The organism is Vibrio sp. Isolate22, assembly GCF_022398115.1.
Classification (GTDB): Bacteria; Pseudomonadota; Gammaproteobacteria; order Enterobacterales; family Vibrionaceae; genus Vibrio.
Genome location: NZ_JAKEUW010000006.1, coordinates 116,377 through 137,947 on the forward strand (window position 1 = coordinate 116,377; position 21,571 = coordinate 137,947).

Sequence of the window (21,571 nt, forward strand, 5' to 3'; positions counted from 1 at the left end):
CTCCCACAAATGGGAGATGAACCACTTCACCACCTTTCGCTAGTCTCCCACAAATGGGAGATGAACTACTTCACCACCTTTCGCTAGTCTCCCACAAATAGGAGATGAACCACTTCACCACCTTTCGCTAGTCTCCCACGAATGGGAGGTGCCCCACTCCATCAGGTTTCGTTTGTCTCCCACGAATGGGAGATGCCCCATCTCTACCAAGTTTCTTTGACCTCCTGCTACAACTCGGCCCATTCAAACCGACAAGGTTTGGTCATAAACTAAATTAACAACCCCTCATCTTGAACCTCTTCAAAACCCAACGCGCGATAGCCTTTCTCTCTCTTCTTAAACATCCTCGACAACATTGGGATTTTCGGGTCGACGTAGTCGATAACTTTAACTTCATCTTTCCCTTCAAACTCACGCTGAATTCGCCCTACATACTGAATAAGCGAACCCTTCCATGATACTGGGAGTGCCAATATCAAGGTATCTAATCTAGGTAAGTCGAAGCCTTCTCCGATAAAGCGCCCAGTTGCAACAAGTACTTCGGTGGTTGCTAGTTTTGCCATAACTTCCGCTTGCTGCTTTTTTTTCATTGCTCCAACAAGCATTTGGTGATTAAGTCCAGCATCCTCTAACAACCTAGAGATGATACTGGCGTGCTCTCTTCGCTCTGTTAATACGATGGGAACTTTTCCTTTAGCAACTTCATTTTTGATGTCATCAACTATTATCTTGTTACGTTCAGAGTGCAGCATCAACCAGCGATATACATCAGAGATATGCGGCTTAGGCTCAGCAGAAACCAAGTTTAGCGGGACTTCAAATGATAAGACTTTCTTTTCCAATCGCTGAACTAACCGAGCTCCTTGATCTGACTTGATACTATGCCTGACCTTACCCGCTTGCATGAAGATAATCGGTTGATGTCCGTCTCTCCGCTCTAAGGTAGCACTTATACCAACAATAAACTTGGCATGGGATTCAGATAAAACTCGTTCAAATTGAGGCGCAGATAAATGATGACACTCATCGACGATTACTTGGCCATAATCCTGAACCAGTTCATTAACGCTGTTGTCACTTCTATTGACCAAACTTTGATACGTCGCAATATCGATCTGCCCCGTGGGCTTCTTCTTGCTCCCTGTCCACACACCAACCTCAACACCCTGAGTAAAGACCTTCAATCTCTCTTCCCACTGCTCGACGAGTTGTTTATTGTGAACCAGCACTAAAGTATTAATCTTCCTTTGGCATATCAGACCAATCGCAGTAATAGTTTTTCCGAACGCTGTCGGCGCATGAAGTACACCATTATCATATTGAAGAAGTTTATCGACAGCTTTACGTTGTGCAGGACGCAGAGAACCTACAAATGTAATGGCCGCTAGTTGCTTCCCTTTGACCCTCTTATCTTCTAGCTGTAATGAAATACCATAAGAAGAACAGATATCCTCTAAATCATCCAAACACCCTCTAGGCAAACTCAAATAGCCACTGTCTATCTCCGCTAGACAAATAAACCGAGCAATACCATTTGTCGATAAGCGTAATCCCTGAGCTTTGAAGAACTTTGGATTTGAGAAAGATGCAATTTTCTTTAACTGAGCGATTAAAGGGTTCGGAAGACTAGACAGTGAGATATAGAGTCGATTAGCGATGACCACTTGCAACACTTCAAGACATCCCTCTAAAGCACTCCTTAATGATATAGAGCGCTCCCAAGGGGCTTGTTGAATACTTTCAGCCGATGTGTGTTCCTGGTGTTCATAACGGTTCAAAAGCTCTTCAACTTTTTCAGATGGGACACGCTGTGTTGAAGCCAGAGCAGCCCATTGATCAACAAAAGCTACAAATGACTCATCAACAAATGTCGAGTTTCCGCATGAACGTGATTGTTTTTGCAGTGGCAAAGCTATTAGATTACCGATGCCCCCTGCTGGCAGAACATCTTGATTAGGGAAAAGCCTATCATAAGACTCAAAAGATAGAGCGCCATGAATTTTCATCGCTTCATCTAAGAGGAAAAAGCCCATCTGACGAGCTAGCTTGGCTTCTGTGGCTTGATCGAAGAAAACCCATACATGTGCACCATTCCCAGATCTTGAACGCTCGAGTAGACAATCAATTCCATTCTGTTGGCATGCATCGACATAAGCTCTTGATGCTAATTGCCAATCGCTTTTGTCAAAATCAACAGCAAGCAACCAACATGTATTGTTTGGTTGCATTGGGTATAAGCCAATAACTTCCTGTCCTACTAGGTGACTGTAGATCGCTTCTTCATCTAGTGATTTGAACGCCTGATTGGGACACTCCAAACATTTAACTTTAGGCTTGTTACAGAGCCCTTGCTGCCACTCATTGTGGCAAGCAACTGCATAACCACTCCTCCCTTTGTTGTTCTGCCAACGATGTGCATAACATTGCTCATTCCCTTTGAAGTAACTTTTAAATAGAGCAATTTTCTGATCTGGAGAATACTCCTTTGAGGTACTCGCCACCAAACTAGAACTTTGAGATAGCAAAGATTGGCGGCGCTGTTCTAAATAGTTTAACTTTTCCTTCAACTCTAAGATCTGCTGTTCAACCCTTTCAAGCTCATCCATATTTAACCCCAGGGGCAAGTCCGACAACACAAATCAATACATGTTCAGCCGTTAGCATTATTGCTAACTGTCTAACATATTGGCCAGGCTTTCTAGCTTATTATGATTCCAACGGCCCAACAATTAACAGCATAACGCAACATGACACTACAACACGTTCCTTTTGGCTTGAGAATCGAAGACAATTCCTTTGTGGATGTCTCTGATGTAGTTCGCGGAAAGAAATGTGGCTGTATTTGCCCATCTTGTCACACCCCACTCATAGCCCGACAAGGAGAGGAGAAACAGTGGCACTTTGCTCATGCAACTCGCAAAGTAAATAAAACCGATAAAGAGTGTGACTTTTCCTTCTTTGTCTCAGTCAGGATGATGGCAAGGCAAGTTATTGAAACAGGGATTAAGATCGCTCTGCCAAAGTTCAAGTGCACTGTAGATCGCCAGGCTAAAGGAGCTCACTTCAAAGAAGAGTTTCTGGTAGCAAAACAATCAACTATCGAATTAAATGACGTCCATAAGGAAGTTTCATTTTCAAATTGTGTTGTCGACATTGTTGGTAAGGTTGAAGATTTCTCTTTTGCCATCTATTTTACCCACCCAAACCGTCCACTCCCTACTGAGCTTAATGTCTCGAGTAATCAACAAAGTGGCGTGCTAGAAATTCAACTCGATGATACACACCACTTGTTCAAAGAAAATAGAACTGGAACTCGGCAACTAGATAGACTGAAGCACTTTTTACAGAATGACCTGTCATCTAAGAGTTGGGTATTTCACCCACGAAAAGCGTCGATGCAGAAAGCAGCATATCAACGTTTGAACTCGGCTATCGCTAGCTATCAAGTCAAACGTCACTCAACAATAAGTCATTCTAATCATAGAGATCGTGCTTCCTATCAGCACAACGACCCTTGGCTGATGCCAAGAAGCAAGCCGATAGCTTCTCCGCCACCGATACCCAAAAGAACAGCAACATTCGAATGCATCATGTGTAACTGCCAATGGCAAGCTTCATTACCAGGGCAACCTACCTGCCCTAAATGTCATAACCACCTGTATGCTAGCGAGGTCTCATCCAGATAAGAACGGCTCCCTCAAACAAGAAAACTACTAGAATTTAGTAGTTCTATGACCAATGCCAGTATTAATCATATAACTCAGTATTTCATTAGATATTGCTGCTCCTCAGCTTCTTATGCCCCTTAAGATTACTCAATATCCCCAGTAAGGGATAAAACCTTTCTCATCCCTTACTGGGGATAATATAGACTTTATCCTTTTGTGGGGATATACTTCCACCTATCCTCACTAAGGGATAATTAAATATCTTAAAGGTGCACCTTAATTCTATAGAGAGCTGGAACAAATGATATATAGTCCAAAACAATTAGCAGATATGATGCTACTGATACGTCAGAAGAATGGATGGACACAGTCAGAACTAGCAAAAAAAGTCGGCATCAAGCAAGCTACAATCTCGAACTTCGAAAACAACCCTAACAAAACAACACTTTCTACCTTCTTTAAGCTTGCCCAGGCAATGGATCTAACATTGAGTATCCAAGAGAAATCACAGGTAGCTTCGTTAAATGAAAATGATGATGAGAGTTGGTAATGCAGAAGCTAATCGCATACATGAATGGTGAACTTGTTGGTACTCTAGAGAAACATAAGAATGGTGCTCACACTTTTCAATATGATAAAAACTGGTTAACCAAGGCGGTAACTCGACCACTATCATTGTCTTTAAAACTTCAATTACCAGCTATCACTTCCGATGCAGTTATAAACTATTTTGACAATCTCTTGCCAGACAGTCCTCAAGTCAGAGATAGAATAGTTGCAAGGTACAAGGCGTCATCCAAACAACCATTTGATCTCCTAAAAGAAATAGGAAAAGACAGTGTTGGTGCGATTGCTTTACTTCCTCCAGACCTCCCCTATAAAAAGGAACCACTTAGCTACGAAGTCCTTGATGACAAAAAACTAGAAACTGTTCTTTCTGCATACAAGTCTGATATTCCGCTCGGAATGCTCGAAGAAGAAGAAGACTTTAGAATCTCCGTGGCAGGTGCTCAAGAGAAAACAGCTCTCCTATTCGTTGATGAGCAATGGTGTATACCGAAAGGAAACACCCCCACCACTCACATCATCAAACTGCCAATAGGCGAAATACAACAAGCCAACGCGACCCTAGATCTCAAAGATAGCGTAGAAAACGAGTACCTTTGTATTGAGTTAGCTAGAGCTCTGGGGTTTGCAGTTCCCAACGTCAAAATAATCCAAACAGACAACATTAAAGCTTTAGCTGTAGAGCGCTTTGATAGACGCTGGACAAAAGACAAAGCAGGCTTGCTACGCTTACCTCAGGAAGATATCTGCCAAGTATTTGGTATGCCCTCATCCATTAAGTACGAATCTCAAGGTGGCCCTGGCATAGCTCAGATCATGGAGTTGTTAATGGGGTCAAGTAATGCCCTAGAAGATCGATATAACTTCATGAGGTTCCAAGTATTTCAATGGCTCATTGGCGCTACAGATGGACATGCTAAAAACTTTTCTATCTATATTGATAAAGGAGGCAGCTACAGACTCACTCCATTCTACGATATTTTGTCAGCCTACCCACTACTGGGAGGAAAAGGGCTCAATATCAGAAAGCTTAAGCTGGCGATGGGATTGAAAGCAACAAAGGGCAAGAAGTATGAAATCAGTAAAATCCTCCCTCGTCACTTTTTGGATACCGCTAAAGATGTAAACTTTAATCAAGACACGATGCAAGAGATAATTGATGAAATGAAAGATGCCTTACCTAAGGCGATGTTACAGGTAAGTGCTACATTGCCTAAAGGCTTTCCTGAGCATATCGTGGGCTCAGTTTTTGAGAATACTCAGAAAATAGTTAAGAAGATTTAGCTATATCAAACCAGAGTCATCAGGAAAATCAGCATAAGCGGACGCGGGTTCAGTTCCTTTTTCAGTAGGAAACTGATGTAACATTCAATGTAACACTAAATTCAAACAGTCGTTTTAAATCATTGAAATTAAAACAAATGAGACAACCATTCAACTCCCGCCAGCCCAAACGTTTGGAAAGGGCCAACTCGAAAGAGTTGGCCCTTTTGTTTGTCTAAAGACCACAAAATGAGATATGTTCAGCGGCAAACAACTAGCTAATATCTCATCAAAACAGATAGTTATTAAAAAGCCACACATCCCATTACTGGAATGTGTGGCCGTTTAGAACTGCTCTATTTCGCTTTTAGTAAGTTAAGACGTTACTCCATTTTCCCTAGTACGTAATCTTCATCGCTACTTACTACTGCGCCGTATTTCAGAAAGTTCTTACCTAAAATCATGCTGTATTCAAAGCGAGAACGGTCTTGAAGGTTCACTCTCACTTCTTTTTCTAAGTCACCTAACTTCACTTTCATTTCTACGACAGGGCGAATGTTTACCTTCTCGCCTTTCTTCGCTTTAATGCGCATCACATCAATAACTGGCTTGGTGAACTCTTGCTTATCGCCTTGGTTGTTTTGATAAGTAAAGGTCACCATGTCTTGGCCGTCTTTCTTAAATCGCTTGATGTTCACCGCGTTCATAGAGCTCACATCAGCACCAGTGTCTAGCTTGGCAGGGAATGTCATGCCGTTCACTTCAACCACTTCAATGTGCCCGACTTTAAACAGAGGCTCAGCTTTCAATAGATAGTCAGAGCGCGTGTTTACGTAAACGCCCTCTTTCGCCATCTTCTTACCAAGAATAAAGTAAGCTTCTTTTTCGTTGCTGTTTAGCACATCGATAGCAAACTCTTGTGTGCGAACCTTGCCAGAAGCCGAGAACTCACCGCTCACTACCGGGCGACTATCATCTCCCACTTTGAGCTTTTTAATGATTGGCTTTGTGACCTTCTGCTGTTCGCCATTCGCGTCAGTTAGGTAAAACTCAACGGATTCATCTTTCCCCTTACCGACAATCTCAAAGCTGTCCACCTTCAACAGAGGCGTGTTTACAGTAAACGAAGCCACAGCCTTAAGCGGGAAGTCATCCAGTGTGATGTCCTCTTCCGGTGAGATAATCATAGGTTCACCTGACTCCGCCACATCACTAAAGCTCTCTGAACCTTCTGATAAAATGTTTTCAGCACTAGTATCAATCATGAAGAGTTCGCTTGCAGTGTTGGTACCCAATCTTAGCTGTGAGCTGCTGTCTGAACGGTCACGCAGATAAACAAGAACATCTTTAGTGGTATTCTCATCAAGTTGAACGGGCACATAGACTAAAGGTCTCTTCTTTCCGCTCACGCTTAACATACGAACCAACGGCAATGTCATCTCTTTTTGCTTGCCGTCGTTGTCGAACATATCAAACGTCACTTGTTTGTTCTCTTTGTCTATATCGATGTCTTTTGCATGCAAAATGCTGTAGCGGTTCTTTAACGAGAAAGTCGCATTCATATCCATTCCCGAGATAGACACCACCTCTTTACGGCCAACCACGGTTGCGTTCTCTTGCTCTTGCAAATAGTCGTAGCCCGCAAACACCAGCGCGTTATCCGCTAGGAAGGTTTTACCAATCAATACTGGCGCAGAGAAGTGGCTTCTGTCTGTCAGGTTAACATCGGTTTTTAGCTCTTGGTCTGCGATAGTCAGAGACATTTTAATGGTCGGGCGAAGCAAAGGCGTGCTGCTGGTACGGCTGCGAATCATGCTGACACGCTCTAGCGGCGCCTCAACCAATACCATTTCACCAGTACGTGGGTTTTGAACTTTAAAAGAGACCATAGCTTGGTATTTCGCAAAGGTGCTGCCATCCCAATCGTCGTAATCAACGTCGCTATTGTTCAGCACATCTTCAGTCAATGCCGACATCAACTCTTTATCTTTGAGGTTCTTATAATCGGCATGTGTGCTTTTTACATGGATGTCTTCTGCATGCATGGAAGTAGTTTCGGCACCGGTGTCGATTTTGCCAATGAAAGGAACGTCTTTAAGCCCTTGAACGCTAGAGAGGTACACATTCTCAGTACGGCCTAATACCGCCTTACCATCGAGTTCGTAAGTCGGGTTTTGTGTGGTGTGTGAAGTGTCTGTAGCCAAAGAATATTGTGAAAAAAGTAAAGTGCTTAAAAGAGTTAGAGCTAGAGGTATCTTTTTCATTAGTTGGTCCGTTGTGATCAGTTCACTAATAATACTGGTGAAAAGACAATAAGTTCCCCCACCAGCAATGGTTCTCACATAACGTTTACGCTATGACTTTTTCAATGACAAACCGATGACTTTGTGTCGTATTACTTCATCAAGTATTGACTAACCGATACCCAATAACCTTTTGAATACTCAGAGTTCTATTGGAGAAACGAATACAAAAAAGGCCAACGACGCGCGTTGACCTTAGCGATTAAAAATACCCGTGAAGCGAGCTTAACTTGCTAAAACACAAACGGTTCTAGATAAACATAGCACTAAAAAGTCCCGACTGTTTTCTTTGCACAGATAGCGCGAGCTTTTTCTGCGCCCTCGCCTTTATTTTTATTAAAACAATGGCGGTAAGATTCGACGTATCGCTCAAATAACACTTTGGCTTCTGGTTTGGGTTTAGAGAGCAGCTGATTGACGAACTTTCTTGATCCGACCTCGAAATGCTGAGTATCGATTGGAGAATTCCAGTCCCCTCCCCAGATCATGAAACCATGATGTGCAAACAGCTCGACCACATCTTCCGCCATGCCTCGGCGTTCAATGTCATTACGAGCGCGAAAGCGTGTTCTATTCACGTAGCTGGTTGCCGATTGCGATGGTTTTACCGTGATGGTTCCATTGCTATCAAACGCTAAGAAAGGGTTTTGAACTGGGTTGATGTCGATTGCCACACCGTATGCATGCTTCGACCAACCTCCTCCGCCAGTGATAGGCCGAGCATTAAACGCACTGCTGTTATTGGCTTCCATCGAGGCATTGTCGTCACCGTTGAACTCACGCATTAGACGCGCAGAATGCAGTGGGAAGTTACGCTGTTTGAGTTCTAAAAAGATTTGTTCAACAGAAGGGGCGATAACATCAAGCACAATCATGTTCCCCTGCTGCGTTTCGCCCTTAAAGTTAACGAAATCAAAGTCCACTTTGGATAGTCGGTCACAGCCAACAGGTGCTCCACTATTCAATACCTTGTTATTTTTCATCATGTCACACTGCCATTGAGAAACAGGTGCAACTTGGCCGTAACTCGCCGCACTGATCAAGGTTGCCAGCAAACCAACAATTAAACGTTTCATATCAAGGCTCAAAAACAGTAAGAGTAAAAAGATAGGAAGTGGAAAATAACACACTCAACCTAACAGAGCGCATACTTTGCTAGTTCGTTTTGTTCCAATACACGATTTCGCGAACTCGACCATTCTGATCCTTATCCGCCTTTCCGCCAATATCAGAAAGCTCAGGCAAGCACGACAATGTTGGAGCGTGATAAGCAATCAGCATCAATATAAATGCGTCATAAATATCATCTATCGCGACATCTTTACGCTTGGTATTCGAGATTGCTAACGCCAAACCCTCACACCATTGCGGAGCGAGTTGCTGAATAATCGAAAGCCTTTCTTCTTTGCCCTCTTGAGTTCGCTTAGAAAAGGTAAGCGGTTCCCCTTTCAAAGCAGCGAACACCACCTCTGGGTGAGACTCTCTGATCGATAAATGTGGGTGATCATCGATGAGCTTATCTAACTCTCGGATTTTAGGAACAATACCCCAAGTTTGCTTAGAGAACTTCTTACCAAGCTGCTGCACATTGGCATTACACGCCGCGATGTAATCGGCTTGGTAAACCGCCTCGCGACACGGGACCGGAAACACTGAAGAACCGCGCTTGCTGGTTAGAAAACGCCTCGCTGCTTTGTCGCACAAGCGATCTGGAGTTTGTGCGTCATTAAAACCAATCGGCATATCGATAAGCGCCGTTGAACCGATAAGATCACTCGCTAGCTCATCGAGCGCCTTTACTACTTTGAATACTGGCGCCTGATCATCAGAGACAATCCAAGCGATCCAACCCGCCTTACAGCCATCAATTCCGATGTATTTCATTGTTTACTCTACCGTTGTTTAAAGGACTAATTTTCGGGTAAACGTGGCGCTCAATGCCACTCGTTGATTAGCAGTCGACTTTTCACACCACGTACCTGCAGACCCATTGCGTCAAACACCTCTTCAAAGTCTCGACATTGTGGTGGAATATTAGGTAAAGAAAGGGCAGCTTCAGCAAAGAATTGCTGTTCAAAATGAGCCGAATCACTCCACGCCAATTGCCACCATTCGAGAATACGAGGCTTAGACGCACGAAGTTTTTCAGCGGTAGGCACTTTGTCACTTTTGCTTAAGTTCTCTTTGCTTGTGGTTGGAAAAAGGTTCCACTTATCGTTATTCGGCCAGTAAGCAAAAGGCAGGCAATGATCAACGTGATACTCATTTTTTAACGATTTTCCACTCCAAACACTGACAATGTCTGCATGTTCGGCTCTAAGTTGCTCAACTCTTTTGCGTACGTCACGAGTATCGTGGTTTCGGTCAATCCAGACTAAGCAGTCATGATAGGTCTGTAGTGAAATGTTGCGCTGTCGATTCAACTCAAAACGCTGCATCTCCATCACCCATTGATTCACGACTAGCGGCTCAATCCAAGAGTGATAGATTCTGAAACATTCCCATAAGCTTTCATCCAGTGTGAAGTAACCAAAGCTTGCTAAGAACTCGCTGTCGATGACCAGTGACTCTCGACTCTTTCGTCGCTGTTTAGGTGATAGTATCTCAAACAACTTATTCTCTTTGGAGCCTTGATAAATAAAGGTTACCGGGCCCGATTTAATGGTGCTGATCGTCTGTGAAAACAACTTCTGTAATGCTTTGGCTTCATCACCAATAAACAGAGTGCCTATCGCTAAATCATCGGCACAGAGGTGCTTGAGCTTGTTCCAGCCATCATCTTTTACAAACCCTAGACCTTTACTCGTGTTGCTGTTTTGCTGAATCCCAGCGCCTTCTATATCGATATCAATGAGACGCTTAAATTGCCTAACCCAATACAGAGCAACCAAACCCAATGGTAGAGATATTTTGCCATCGGTTCGATCAAGCACAGCACCTGAATGGGCATCTGCAATTCGCAGCAAGGTTCTTAACAGAGCCAATTTGTATGTGGCCGACTTATTGTCATTTACAATAATGTGGCGCACCTTGTTTAAGTCACCCGAGCCGTCATCTGGCAAGGTCATCACTACGGTTTGCCACCAAACCTCACTGCGCTTCAAGGTGTCTTGGCTATCATCGACATGACGCACCAGCAAAGCACTGTTCTTCGATAAACGCTCAAGCTCTTCAACCGAGACTTCATACCCCTCTCGGTCGTCATGAAACTCTCCGTGACGTAGCGTAATCACCAATTTGCCATTTGGAGCGAGTAAGTTAGATAACTTTCTGAATGCTCGCTCTCGATATGATGGTGCAATGTGCATCCACACAGCACTTACTAGTATCAGGTCAAAACGCATTCCAAGGTTTTCAGTTCGACTCAAGGATGGGAGTGAATCATCCAACCATGTAACATCTGGCCCAGTATATTCTGAGCCCTGCTCACGTAATGACGCACTGGGTTCTATCGCGATGACTTCCGCACCAGCCTTTTGCATCCATAACGCATCACGGCCACATCCCGCCCCTACATCTAGCACCTTATCGCCCTCTAAAGGCCAATAAGCTTGCCAGCTTTTATGAACAGCTTCGAAAGCAACAGAATGGTACTGCTGGCAAAGTAGGTGAGCATTTTTATCGTAAAAAGGAATCGATGAAGACATATGCGCTATTGGAGTAAGGAGTCTAGCTCCATAGTAATAGTGACCTAACAAGATTACTAGCGGCACATATCGGTTCAGCCACTCCCATCAACATTCACCATTAGTCGCTGTTTTATATAAACATATCTCCACCAACCCATTCAGATAACAAGCGCCTAAAATCAAACTCGGTTGAAAAGTGAAACAAACCAGGTGCAAGGCGACACTCGAACAGAGATAATTGTTTTACCGTAATGTCCCCAACCTCAAGACTCAGCGATAGACGTTCAATGACTCAATACTCTTACATAGACATCCCATTCAACCTACGCCACACCTGTTGGTTTTGTGGTGAGCCTTCTAATCACAGCGTTGAGTTTCCTAAAACCGCTTCGCTTTTTGCCAAGGTTGGTCATGCGCCGATAGCACTACCAGCGTGTAAAGAGTGCACGAGTGTGAAATATGCCAAAGACCTAACTTCGATTTGGGCGGTACGCGACCAGATAAAGCATGCGCTCATTGATAAGTATGCCAAGCACTTAGGTATTGGTGAGAACTGGACAGAGCAAGAGCTGATAGACAGTGAATTTACGGGCTCGACACTTGGCGGCTTTGGGCGCAGCGCTTGGAAGATGTATCAAATAGCCAAGCAACGAGTCGAGTATCAAGGTTGGCCTTTGTCGCTTGATAACATCGCCATTGAGGCCTACGACGAAACCAGTGGCTTTGAATTTGAAGGGACTCGTTATGCTTCAATCCATTCTTGTATCGACTATTTCACCAAGGCAGCGGGGGTAGACAAAGAACTGCTGTCTGAACTGGTCAATATTGTTTCGTCAGAAAGATTTAGCTACTCACTGAAAATTGCAAAGCTGAACAAGAATGTCTCGAATTCCAAGCGTTTGGCTATCATCGATGAGGTGATGCTGCAAGAATCTGAACAGCAAGAGATTCTGCTGGAACAGGCTAATACGATGTTTAACCCGAATATTGAAGAAGTGTCGGTTGCTGGCTCAACGGCTCCGGTGTTTGCGATTCAATGGGCACTGGCGAACAAGGTGGAAGATTTAGCTCAGCTATGCGCGCTTGAAGATGACTATTTTGACTATTTCGAACACCTTGGCGGCCCTGCGGCTTTCATGTCTTATAACGGTCTTCAGCTCTATTTGGAAGCTCGCCAAAATCCTGAATGGGTAGAAACATCAGACCCAAATAAGCAATATTGGCCCTCATAACCCCGTACTGGTGAACACGTGTAAGCTCAGTAAGCCTGTCTGTGAGTGATTGTTAGTCATTGTTTTATATACAGATCTAAAAATAGGCCTCACACACAGTTAATTGTTGCATTTCGGTTAAATAGAGTGAAAACTTCAATTATCTAAAACTATTTAATCACTGCATCCTTGTAGTGAGTAAGGAGTCAATTGTGCTTGCTGTTCTTCGTATTATCTTGGCTACGGTGTTTATTATTTTCACCACGTTATTTGCTTTTATTTACTGCTTGTTTAGCCCCAAGAACCCTAAGCATGTGTACTTTTTTTGTCGTTGGTTCAACCAATTACAGAAGATCCTTGGCGTAAAACTGGTGCAGCGTGGCCTAGAGAATGCACCCACACCAGAAAAGAGTGTGTATATCTCTAACCATCAGAGTGTGTTGGATTTTGTCACCGATCCAGGAATGCTAAGGCCGCGTACTGTTTCTTTAGGAAAGCGTGATTTATTGATAGTGCCTTTCTTTGGTCTACTGTATTGGATCACGGGGAATATTCTGATCAACCGTGAAGACAAGTCGAAAGCGCGCGATACCATCAAACAAGTGGCAGAAGCAATTCATCAGCGAGACCTTTCTGTGTGGGTTTACCCTGAGGGGACACGTAGTAAAGGTCGCGGGCTATTGCCTTTCAAAACGGGTGCTTTCCGAATGGCGATTGAGGCGGGTGTGCCTATCACCCCGATGTGCACGAGCACCACTCACAATAAAATCGACTTTAACCGACTAAACAACGGCATTGTGATTACCGAGATGCTTGAGCCTATTGATGTGTCAGGTTACAAACTGAGTGACGCAAGAGAACTGGCGAATCACTGCCATGCGTTAATGGCTGAGAAGATTGCAGAGCTTGATGCCGAAGTTGCTAGATTGGAATCACAACAAAACCCAGAACTTGATTCCGATCGTTCTTCTACGAGCTAACTCGCAGCGAAAACATTGAGTTAACGCTCAATTACCGAAAAAGAGACCTTACGATCGCAACTCTCATTGTTCTTGTTTTACTTGCCGACGGTTATCCGCAAAATAAAACGCGGGATACGGCAAAGAGCAATGGGAGTAAACGATGGAAGTGATTCACCATGGCGGTAAACATACGGTCACAGGATCTTGTCACGAGCTAAGAGATTCCGGCCAAGCCGTGCTTATCGATTGTGGCTTGTTTCAAGGTAGAGACAGTCGCCCTCTTGATATCGATTTCGAAACATCCCACCTCAATGCCCTACTGTTAACTCATACTCACATAGACCATATCGGGCGACTGCCTTGGTTGCTCGCCACCGGGTTCAACCAACCGATTTATTGCACTCAAGCCACCGCAGAACTTGCCCCGCTTATGATTGAAGACGGCTTAAAGCTTCAAGGACTAAGCCATAAACAAGCCAAACTCATACTGAAAAAGCTCCACTCATTGATTGTTCCCAAGCCTTATGGAAAGTGGTTTCCTATTGCCGCTAAACAGCAAAATAACGGAAAGGATCATAGTAGGCCAAATACTCTGTATGCTCGTTTTCAACCTGCTGGGCATATCTTGGGTTCTGCCTATATCGAGATAAAGTTACCCAATCAACAAGTGGTGGTATTTTCAGGAGACTTAGGGCCAAGTAATACACCATTACTGCCCGACCCTATGCCTCCTCAGCAGGCCGACTATCTGTTTATCGAATCAACCTATGGCACTAGCACACACGATGATATTGCGACACGAGCCGAGCGCCTAAAAGCCATCATCGATCGTTCGCTACTAGATGGTGGTGTCATCTTGATCCCAGCATTCAGTATTGGCCGCACACAAGAACTCCTGTTTGATATTGAGCAACTGATCTTTGAGCATCAACTCAGTGCCGACATTCCTATCATCCTTGATTCACCGATGGCTCTGAAAGTCACCCGTTCTTATCGGCACTTTAAGGAACTCTGGGGCCAAGAGGCAAAACAACGGCTTGAACTGCAACGTCATCCACTGGCATTTGAGCAGTGCATTACTGTCGATGGGCACAGAATGCATAAGAAAATCGTCAATAGACTGCGTTCAACCGGTGAGCCTGCGATTGTGGTCGCGGCTTCTGGTATGTGTCAGGGAGGCAGAATCATGAACTACTTATCCGCCTTACTGCCCGATAAACGAACCGATGTGATTCTGGCGGGCTACCAAGCGCACGGCACGCTAGGGAGAGAGCTTCAACAAGGTGAAATGCAGGTATCAATCGACAACAAGCAAGTAGAGGTGAATGCTCAAATTCATGGAATGTCTGGCTACTCTGCTCATGCCGACCAAGAAGATCTCAAGCGCTTTATTGCAGGCATTCCTGTGGCGCCCAAAGAGGTGCATTTGATACACGGTGAACCAGATACCCAGTCTGAATTCACTCAAGAGCTGATAAAACAGGGATTCAACGTTGTTTAAAACAGGCTTTTAACTGGGCACTGCTGCATATGTAGCGGGCCCTCTTGCCATCTCCCTCCTTCAAAAGAACACCTCTTCTTAAAGCTGCCAGAGCTCTAAATGGAGGTGATATATTCCAACTTATCGATAACATTCCACCGGTTACAGCCGTTACTTCCAATCGGCTAAAAGTGCGGTTTTCTCTCTCACCCCATTTTCAATCCTTCAAGCAATTCACACTTTTGTATTAATCACTATTTATGCACTTTTTAAAACCCAATCAAAAGCAACTAGTTGCATTTAATTTTAAATGGAACAATTATCGAAATAGCACTAAGCGTTAACAATTCGCTCCCACAACATGCTTTATGTCACAGTAATCCGAATGCGCAGTTAAATAATTTAACACTCAGGTTACAAGTGAAGTATTGTGTTGTTCGAAAAACAATCACAAGTAAAACTAACAGGGAAAATACTCATGCAGTCATTCGTTGATTTTTTGAATGGAATAATCTGGAGTCCAGTACTTATCTATCTATGTTTAGGTGCTGGTTTGTTCTACTCGGTCATGACCCGATTTGTACAAATCCGTCACTTTTTTGAAATGTGGCGTTTGTTACTATCTGGTAAAAGTTCGAATAAAGGTATCTCATCTTTCCAAGCACTTGCTGTTTCGCTATCTGGCCGTGTAGGTACAGGTAACATTGCAGGTGTTGCTGCTGCTATCGGTTTCGGTGGCCCTGGTGCAGTATTCTGGATGTGGGTTGTTGCCTTCTTTGGTGCAGCGACTGCATTTGCAGAATCTACGTTAGCGCAAATCTACAAAGAAGAAGACGAAGGCCAGTTCCGTGGTGGTCCGGCTTACTACATCGAAAAAGCAATGGGTCAGAAGTGGTACGCATGGATCTTTGCAATCGCGACTATTTTTGCTTGTGGTATTTTACTTCCAGGTGTTCAGTCAAACAGCATCGGTAACGCTGTAGAAGCTGCATTTGGTTCAGGTGCAATGATCGAAACAGCTGTCGGTACATTCAGTTTCGCTAAAATTTTCACTGGTACTGTTGTCGCTATCATCCTTGGTTTCATCATCTTCGGTGGTGTTAAACGTATTGCGAACTTCACGCAAATCGTTGTTCCATTCATGGCATTGGCTTACATCATCATCGCGTTCGTTATCATCCTACTAAACATCAGCCAAGTTCCTGTCGTGTTCTCTATGATTGTTGGTGATGCATTCACACCTATGGCTGGCTTCGGTGCTGCGATTGGTTGGGGTGTTAAACGTGGTGTTTACTCAAACGAAGCGGGGCAAGGTACTGGTCCTCACGCAGCTGCAGCAGCAAGTGTTGATCACCCAGCTCAGCAAGGTTTGGTTCAATCATTCTCTATCTACATCGATACACTGCTAGTTTGTTCTGCTACGGCGTTCATGATCATCATCACTGGTGCTTACAACGTACACGGCGGCGCAGAAGGCGTATTCCTTGTACAAAACCTAGCAGCAAACGTTGGTGCAAACGGCCCTGTATTTACACAGCTAGCGATTGAAAGCGCACTACCTGGTGTTGGTAAGCCATTCATCGCATTTGCTCTGTTCTTCTTCGCATTTACAACGATTCTTGCTTACTACTACATTGCAGAAACGAACATTGCTTACCTACGTCGTACCATCAAGATCCCTGGCATGATGTTCGTACTTAAGCTTGTTCTTATCACTGCGGTTTTCTATGGCACAGTTAAAACAGCGAACCTTGCATGGGCAATGGGTGACGTTGGTGTTGGCTTGATGGCATGGTTAAACATCGTTGGTATTCTGATCATCTTCTTCATGTCTAAGCCTGCGCTAAAAGCTTTGGCTGACTACGAAGAGCAACAGAGTAAAGGCGTAACCGAGTACACATTCAACCCTGTAAAACTAGGCATCAAAGGTGCAACTTACTGGGAAGAGAAGTACAAGCGTAAGACGGGTAAATCGCCAGAAGCTGAAGTGGCAGACAGCAAGCCAGTAGAACAGCCTTCAGCGTAAGGCCTTCAATTACAGCTTTTAAACGATAAATTTGCTCTAGATTCTGTTTTTCTTTAGAGCAAATGCAAAAAAGGGTTAGCCATGGCTAACCCTTTTTTTATATTTCTAAGAAACGCGAGATTATGCAGCGATTTCTTGTGTTGCCATTTGAGGTGCTTTCTTCTCACCGATTGGCAGTACTGTGCGGCCGTATTCGTTGTTGATTACTTGTGCCATTGCGAAGTAGATAGCTGAAGCGCCACAGAAGATACCTTCGAAACCAGCGATAGTGCCGATTAGTTGGCTACCAGTGAAATCACGAGCTGCAAGTAGGAAGAACAAGATAGTGAGTGAACCGAATACTACTTGCTTCGCTACTGGGTAGCATAGAGAACCGATGAACATGAAGCCTGTGAAGATGCCCCATAGAAGTAGGTACCAACCCATGAATGCTGCTGGGCTTGCTGGTAGGCCCATGTAAGGCATTACGATTAGACCAACTAGAGACAACCAGAATAGGCCGTAAGAGGTAAATGCGGTTGTACCGAACGTGTCACCACGCTTGAAACACATTGTGCCAACGATAACTTGGCTTAAACCACCGTAAAAAATACCCATTGCAAGGATCATTGAATCTAGTGGAAAGAAACCTGCGTTGTGGATATTAAGAAGAATAGTGGTCATACCGAAACCCATTAAGCCTAACGGCGCTGGGTTAGCTAGTTTGGTCGACATTGCGAATTTACCTTTATCAAATAGGGGGTTAAAAAAAACCAATAAAAATTGTAAGAAAATTTTAATTGATAAATCGCTTTTGGGGTAATCCAGTTATCGAAAACTAAGGTTGTTGAAATGATCCTATTGGGATTTTGATTTGGTTCTTGCAATTTGCATTCATGAAAACTATGGGTTGAGAGTTCACTATCACGCTATAGAAAAGATGCGAGTAACGAGATACGGGATGCGAAGAGCTAGTCTGTCAGTCGTCATTCCAAAATCGAGGAAAGAAATATCTGGAATCTCCTTTAAGTATCTACACCAACGATAAACACAAGAGATTCCCTACTACGCTCGTGCCTCGCTATAGGGAATGACGAGTGGAGTATATGTTGAGATGGTTAGGAAGAAACGAGTGTAACTTAGATGCGGGATGACAAAAGACTCTCCAGATTTGAGTAAGCGAGAACCCTTACCGTCAAACTTAGACAGTAAAGAGCGAGCTTTTCGTTGCTCGATTACTCGCATCCCGTATCTATTCACTCAACCGTCATTCCAGAATCGAGGAACGAGATGTCTGGAATCTCCTTTAGGTATCCACAACAACGATAAACACAAGAGGTTCCCTACTACGCTCGTGCCTCGCTATAGGGAATGACGAGTGGAGCACATGTTGAGCTGGTTAGGAAGAAACGACTGTAACTTAGATGCGGGTAACGAGATACGGGATGAGAAAAGACTCTCCAGATTTGAGTAAGCAAAAATCCTTAACATCAAACTTAGACAGTAGAGAGCGAGCTCTTCGTTGCCGATTACTCGCATCCCGTATCTACCCATCCCATCGTCATTCCAGAATCGAGGGACGAGATGTCTAGAATCTCCTCTAGGTATCCACACCAACGATAAACACAAGAGATTCCCTACTACGCTCGTGCCTCGCTATAGGGAATGACGAGTGGAGTGTATGTTGAGATGGTTAGGAAGAAACGAGTGTAACTTAGATGCGGGTAACGAGATGCGGGATGAGAAAAAACTCTCCAGATTTGAGTAAGCAAGAATCCTTAGCATCAAACTTAGACAGTAGAGAGCGAGCTCTTCGTTGCTCGATTACTCGCATCCGTATCTACCCATCCCATCGTCATTCCAGAATCGAGGGACGAGATGTCTGGAATCTCCTTTAAGTATCTACACCAACGATGAACACTAAAGATTCCCTGCTACGCTCGTGCCTCGCTATAGGGAATGACGGATGGAGTGCATGTTGAGGTGGTTAGGAAGAAACGAGTGTAACTTAGATACGAGTAACGAGATGCGGGATGAAAAAAGACTCTCCAGATTTGAGTAAGCGAGAATCCTTAGCATCAAACTTAGACAATAGAGAGCGAGCTCTTCGTTGCTCGATTACTCGCATCCCGTATCTATTCACTCAACCGTCATTCCAGAATCGAGGAACGAGATGTCTGGAATCTCCTTTAGCTATCAGCACCAAGGATAAACGCAAGAGATTCCCTACTACGCTCGTGCCTCGCTATAGGGAATGACGAGTGGAGTGTATGTTGAGGTGGTTAGGGAGAAACGAGCGTAACTTAGATGCGGGTAACGAGATGCGGGATGAGAAAAAACTCTCCAGATTTGAGTAAGCGAGAACCCTTACCGTCAAACTTAGACAGTAAAGAGCGAGCTTTTCGTTGCTCATTTACTCGCATCCCGTATCTATTCACTCAACCATCATTCCAGAATCGAGGGACGAGATGTCTGGAATCTCCTTTAGGTATCAACACCAACAATAAACACAAGAGATTCCCTACTACACTCGTGCCTCGCTATAGGGAATGACGAGTGGAGTGTATGTTGAGGTGGTTAGGAAGAAACGACTGTAACTTAGATGCGGGTAACGAGATGCGGGATGAGAAAAGAGTCTCCAGATTTGAGTAAGCGAGAACCCTTAGCGTCAAACTTAGACAACAGAGAGCGAGCCTTTCGTTACTCGTTTACTCGCATCCCGTATCTACCCATCCCATCGTCATTCCAGAATCGAGGAACGAGATATCTGGAATCTCATCCCTCCTCTGAAATCTTAAATTACGCTTGTTGTGGTTTAGATTCAGACACTTGAGATTGAACTTCTGAAGATGCATTCCTACTCGCGTCGCGCTTGGCTAGCAGTGTTACCACAACCAATTGGACGACAAGCGCACCTAATACAACCAACGAGCTGCCAGTTAAGCCTGCGATAACAAAGCTCACTAAAGCAATACAACCGTTCATTAATGCGTAAGGTAGTTGCGTCTTAAAGTGCTCAAATTGATCACATCCGGCACCTGTTGAAGAGAGGATGGTGGTTTCAGAGATCGGTGAGCAGTGATCACCAAACAGACCGCCAGAAAGCACCGCACCAATAGCAACCAACAGCGGTGCATCAATCGCAATCGCGGTTGGGATAACCAACGGCATCATGATGGCAAAAGTTCCCCATGAAGAACCCGTAGCAAATGAGATAATAGCCGACAGTAAAAAGGCTACAGCAGGCACTAACCAGTATGGGAAACCGCTTTGCGCTTGTTCTGCAATATAAGCCGCCGCACCTAACTCTTTACCGATCGTGCTTAATGCCCACGCCAGTACCAAAATAATCGCAACCGGCATCATGTTACCCATGCCTTTTAGATACACAGAAACGCCATCCGACAGCTTTCTCACGCCGTAGTAAGCCATTAGCGAGATCAAGGTAATCGCAGCAAAGAAATAAGCCGAAGATAATGCAGCTCTGAATGATGAACCTGCGACCTTTTGAAATGGGAAACCTTGTGGGACTAACATGGCACACAATACCACCAGCATCACTAACAATGGTGCCCAAACAAAAGATGCCTTTGCATTTTTATGCGAGAAAGGATTGAGTGATTCGCTGTTCACGCCAGAGTTGATTCCCGCTTGGCAATCACGTTCCGCTTTTGCCATTGGTCCAAAGTCTAAACCTTTAACAGAAACCAAAGGAACGATGAAAATCGCTAAGAATGCATAAAACTGGAAAGGAATCGCACCAATGAAGGCATCCCAATCAGACATGTTGACATTCAAGGCGGTAAACTCTTTTTGAATCAGGCTCATGATGTAAACGCCCCACCCGATGAATGGGATAAGAATCGCGACAGGTGATGATGTAGAGTCGATGATAAATGCCAGCTTCTGTCTAGAAAGTTTCAGTTTATCGAAAAGAGGGCGAAAGACAGGACCAACAATTAACGGAGTACCTAAGTCAGAGAAAAATATCACGATTCCTCCAAACCACGCAGACAGTTGAGCTTGGCACTTGTTGCTGACCCACTCAGTCACACGCTTGGCAAACGCAACACCACCACCCGACTTCTCCATCAAAGCAACAAAGCCACCGATGAATACCAACAGCATAATGACGCCAGCGTTGTAGCTATCAGTAAGCTGTGGCACTAGGTAGCCTTTGACCATGGTTCCAAAGGTATCAAGAGGGTTTAGTTCACTAAACATTCCGGTGAGCATAGCAACGCCACTAAGTACGCCAGCAAAAAGGCCAATCACTACATTCCTTGTCGCCAACGACAACACCAAAGTAATCACAATGGGGATGAGTGACGTGATATCTGTCTGTTCCATAGGTAAACCTTAACCCTAAAATAAAGAATAAGTATAATTTAAAAGTGAATATAAATTCACAAATGACATTTGTACAGGACTTTATTCTCTAAATGGAAAATTAGCATTCAGCTAGGGAGTTTCGTGTTAGATG

14 protein-coding genes are annotated in these 21,571 nt (G+C 44.2%); 7 read left to right on the forward strand and 7 right to left on the reverse strand.

Annotated elements, in window-relative coordinates; genetic code table 11:
* Positions 1-269: 269 nt before the first annotated feature.
* Positions 270-2,606 (reverse strand): DEAD/DEAH box helicase, encoded by a 2,337-nt coding sequence (locus tag L1D55_RS06035; RefSeq protein WP_239916856.1) that lies wholly within the window; start codon positions 2,604-2,606, stop codon positions 270-272.
* Positions 2,607-2,747: 141 nt separating this feature from the next.
* Between L1D55_RS06035 and L1D55_RS06040 the strand changes: the two genes are divergently transcribed.
* The 3 genes from L1D55_RS06040 to L1D55_RS06050 all read left to right on the forward strand — a co-directional run bounded on the left by L1D55_RS06040 (position 2,748) and on the right by L1D55_RS06050 (position 5,519).
* Complete coding sequence (locus L1D55_RS06040) at positions 2,748-3,686, forward strand: competence protein CoiA family protein (protein ID WP_239916857.1); 939 nt, start codon at positions 2,748-2,750, stop codon at positions 3,684-3,686.
* A 283-nt stretch (positions 3,687-3,969) separates the two neighbouring features.
* A complete protein-coding gene (gene hipB / locus L1D55_RS06045; protein WP_065740598.1) occupies positions 3,970-4,218 on the forward strand; it encodes a type II toxin-antitoxin system antitoxin HipB in 249 nt (82 codons plus the stop codon).
* Entirely contained in the window at positions 4,218-5,519 is a 1,302-nt protein-coding gene (locus L1D55_RS06050; RefSeq protein ID WP_239916858.1) for a type II toxin-antitoxin system HipA family toxin, read from the forward strand. Before hipB ends, L1D55_RS06050 begins: the two co-directional genes overlap by 1 nt.
* A gap of 362 nt (positions 5,520-5,881) precedes the next feature.
* On the opposite strand, the gene L1D55_RS06055 is transcribed toward L1D55_RS06050, so the two are convergent.
* The 4 genes from L1D55_RS06055 to L1D55_RS06070 form a co-directional block, all read right to left on the reverse strand.
* The gene (locus L1D55_RS06055; RefSeq protein ID WP_239916859.1) at positions 5,882-7,762 is read right to left on the reverse strand and encodes a RimK/LysX family protein; all 1,881 of its coding nucleotides are present in this window, start codon (positions 7,760-7,762) and stop codon (positions 5,882-5,884) included.
* A gap of 305 nt (positions 7,763-8,067) precedes the next feature.
* Positions 8,068-8,877, reverse strand: a complete 810-nt coding sequence (locus L1D55_RS06060; protein ID WP_239916860.1) for a M15 family metallopeptidase — start codon at positions 8,875-8,877, stop codon at positions 8,068-8,070.
* A gap of 79 nt (positions 8,878-8,956) precedes the next feature.
* Positions 8,957-9,685, reverse strand: a complete 729-nt coding sequence (locus L1D55_RS06065; RefSeq protein ID WP_239916861.1) for a DUF429 domain-containing protein — start codon at positions 9,683-9,685, stop codon at positions 8,957-8,959.
* A 50-nt stretch (positions 9,686-9,735) separates the two neighbouring features.
* Positions 9,736-11,448 (reverse strand): class I SAM-dependent methyltransferase, encoded by a 1,713-nt coding sequence (locus L1D55_RS06070; RefSeq protein ID WP_239916862.1) that lies wholly within the window; start codon positions 11,446-11,448, stop codon positions 9,736-9,738.
* Positions 11,449-11,717: 269 nt separating this feature from the next.
* Between L1D55_RS06070 and L1D55_RS06075 the strand changes: the two genes are divergently transcribed.
* From L1D55_RS06075 to L1D55_RS06090, 4 genes are all read left to right on the forward strand, one after another.
* Positions 11,718-12,662 (forward strand): hypothetical protein, encoded by a 945-nt coding sequence (locus L1D55_RS06075; protein WP_239916863.1) that lies wholly within the window; start codon positions 11,718-11,720, stop codon positions 12,660-12,662.
* Between the two features lie 191 nt (positions 12,663-12,853).
* Positions 12,854-13,621 carry a 1-acylglycerol-3-phosphate O-acyltransferase gene (locus L1D55_RS06080; RefSeq protein ID WP_239916864.1) on the forward strand — a complete coding sequence of 256 codons (768 nt, stop codon included), beginning with the start codon at positions 12,854-12,856 and terminating at the stop codon, positions 13,619-13,621.
* Positions 13,622-13,763: 142 nt separating this feature from the next.
* Positions 13,764-15,104 (forward strand): MBL fold metallo-hydrolase, encoded by a 1,341-nt coding sequence (locus L1D55_RS06085; protein ID WP_239916865.1) that lies wholly within the window; start codon positions 13,764-13,766, stop codon positions 15,102-15,104.
* Positions 15,105-15,561: 457 nt separating this feature from the next.
* The gene (locus L1D55_RS06090) at positions 15,562-17,109 is read left to right on the forward strand and encodes an alanine/glycine:cation symporter family protein (protein WP_008223346.1); all 1,548 of its coding nucleotides are present in this window, start codon (positions 15,562-15,564) and stop codon (positions 17,107-17,109) included.
* Between the two features lie 120 nt (positions 17,110-17,229).
* On the opposite strand, the gene L1D55_RS06095 is transcribed toward L1D55_RS06090, so the two are convergent.
* Together L1D55_RS06095 and L1D55_RS06100 are read right to left on the reverse strand one after the other, a co-directional pair.
* The gene (locus tag L1D55_RS06095) at positions 17,230-17,823 is read right to left on the reverse strand and encodes a GPR1/FUN34/YaaH family transporter (RefSeq protein WP_004737553.1); all 594 of its coding nucleotides are present in this window, start codon (positions 17,821-17,823) and stop codon (positions 17,230-17,232) included.
* 2,064 nt (positions 17,824-19,887) lie between these two features.
* Entirely contained in the window at positions 19,888-21,438 is a 1,551-nt protein-coding gene (locus L1D55_RS06100; RefSeq protein WP_239916866.1) for a Na+/H+ antiporter NhaC family protein, read from the reverse strand.
* Positions 21,439-21,571 lie beyond the last annotated feature (133 nt).

Excerpts from the sequence above, each read along its gene's own strand:
- L1D55_RS06035 (WP_239916856.1), bottom strand. The coding sequence starts at position 2,606 with ATGGATGAGCTTGAAAGGGTTGAACAGCAGATCTTAGAGTTGAAGGAA.
- L1D55_RS06040 (WP_239916857.1), top strand. The coding sequence starts at position 2,748 with ATGACACTACAACACGTTCCTTTTGGCTTGAGAATCGAAGACAATTCC.
- hipB (WP_065740598.1), top strand. The coding sequence starts at position 3,970 with ATGATATATAGTCCAAAACAATTAGCAGATATGATGCTACTGATACGT.
- L1D55_RS06050 (WP_239916858.1), top strand. The coding sequence starts at position 4,218 with ATGCAGAAGCTAATCGCATACATGAATGGTGAACTTGTTGGTACTCTA.
- L1D55_RS06055 (WP_239916859.1), bottom strand. The coding sequence starts at position 7,762 with ATGAAAAAGATACCTCTAGCTCTAACTCTTTTAAGCACTTTACTTTTT.
- L1D55_RS06060 (WP_239916860.1), bottom strand. The coding sequence starts at position 8,877 with ATGAAACGTTTAATTGTTGGTTTGCTGGCAACCTTGATCAGTGCGGCG.
- L1D55_RS06065 (WP_239916861.1), bottom strand. The coding sequence starts at position 9,685 with ATGAAATACATCGGAATTGATGGCTGTAAGGCGGGTTGGATCGCTTGG.
- L1D55_RS06070 (WP_239916862.1), bottom strand. The coding sequence starts at position 11,448 with ATGTCTTCATCGATTCCTTTTTACGATAAAAATGCTCACCTACTTTGC.
- L1D55_RS06075 (WP_239916863.1), top strand. The coding sequence starts at position 11,718 with ATGACTCAATACTCTTACATAGACATCCCATTCAACCTACGCCACACC.
- L1D55_RS06085 (WP_239916865.1), top strand. The coding sequence starts at position 13,764 with ATGGAAGTGATTCACCATGGCGGTAAACATACGGTCACAGGATCTTGT.
- L1D55_RS06090 (WP_008223346.1), top strand. The coding sequence starts at position 15,562 with ATGCAGTCATTCGTTGATTTTTTGAATGGAATAATCTGGAGTCCAGTA.
- L1D55_RS06095 (WP_004737553.1), bottom strand. The coding sequence starts at position 17,823 with ATGTCGACCAAACTAGCTAACCCAGCGCCGTTAGGCTTAATGGGTTTC.
- L1D55_RS06100 (WP_239916866.1), bottom strand. The coding sequence starts at position 21,438 with ATGGAACAGACAGATATCACGTCACTCATCCCCATTGTGATTACTTTG.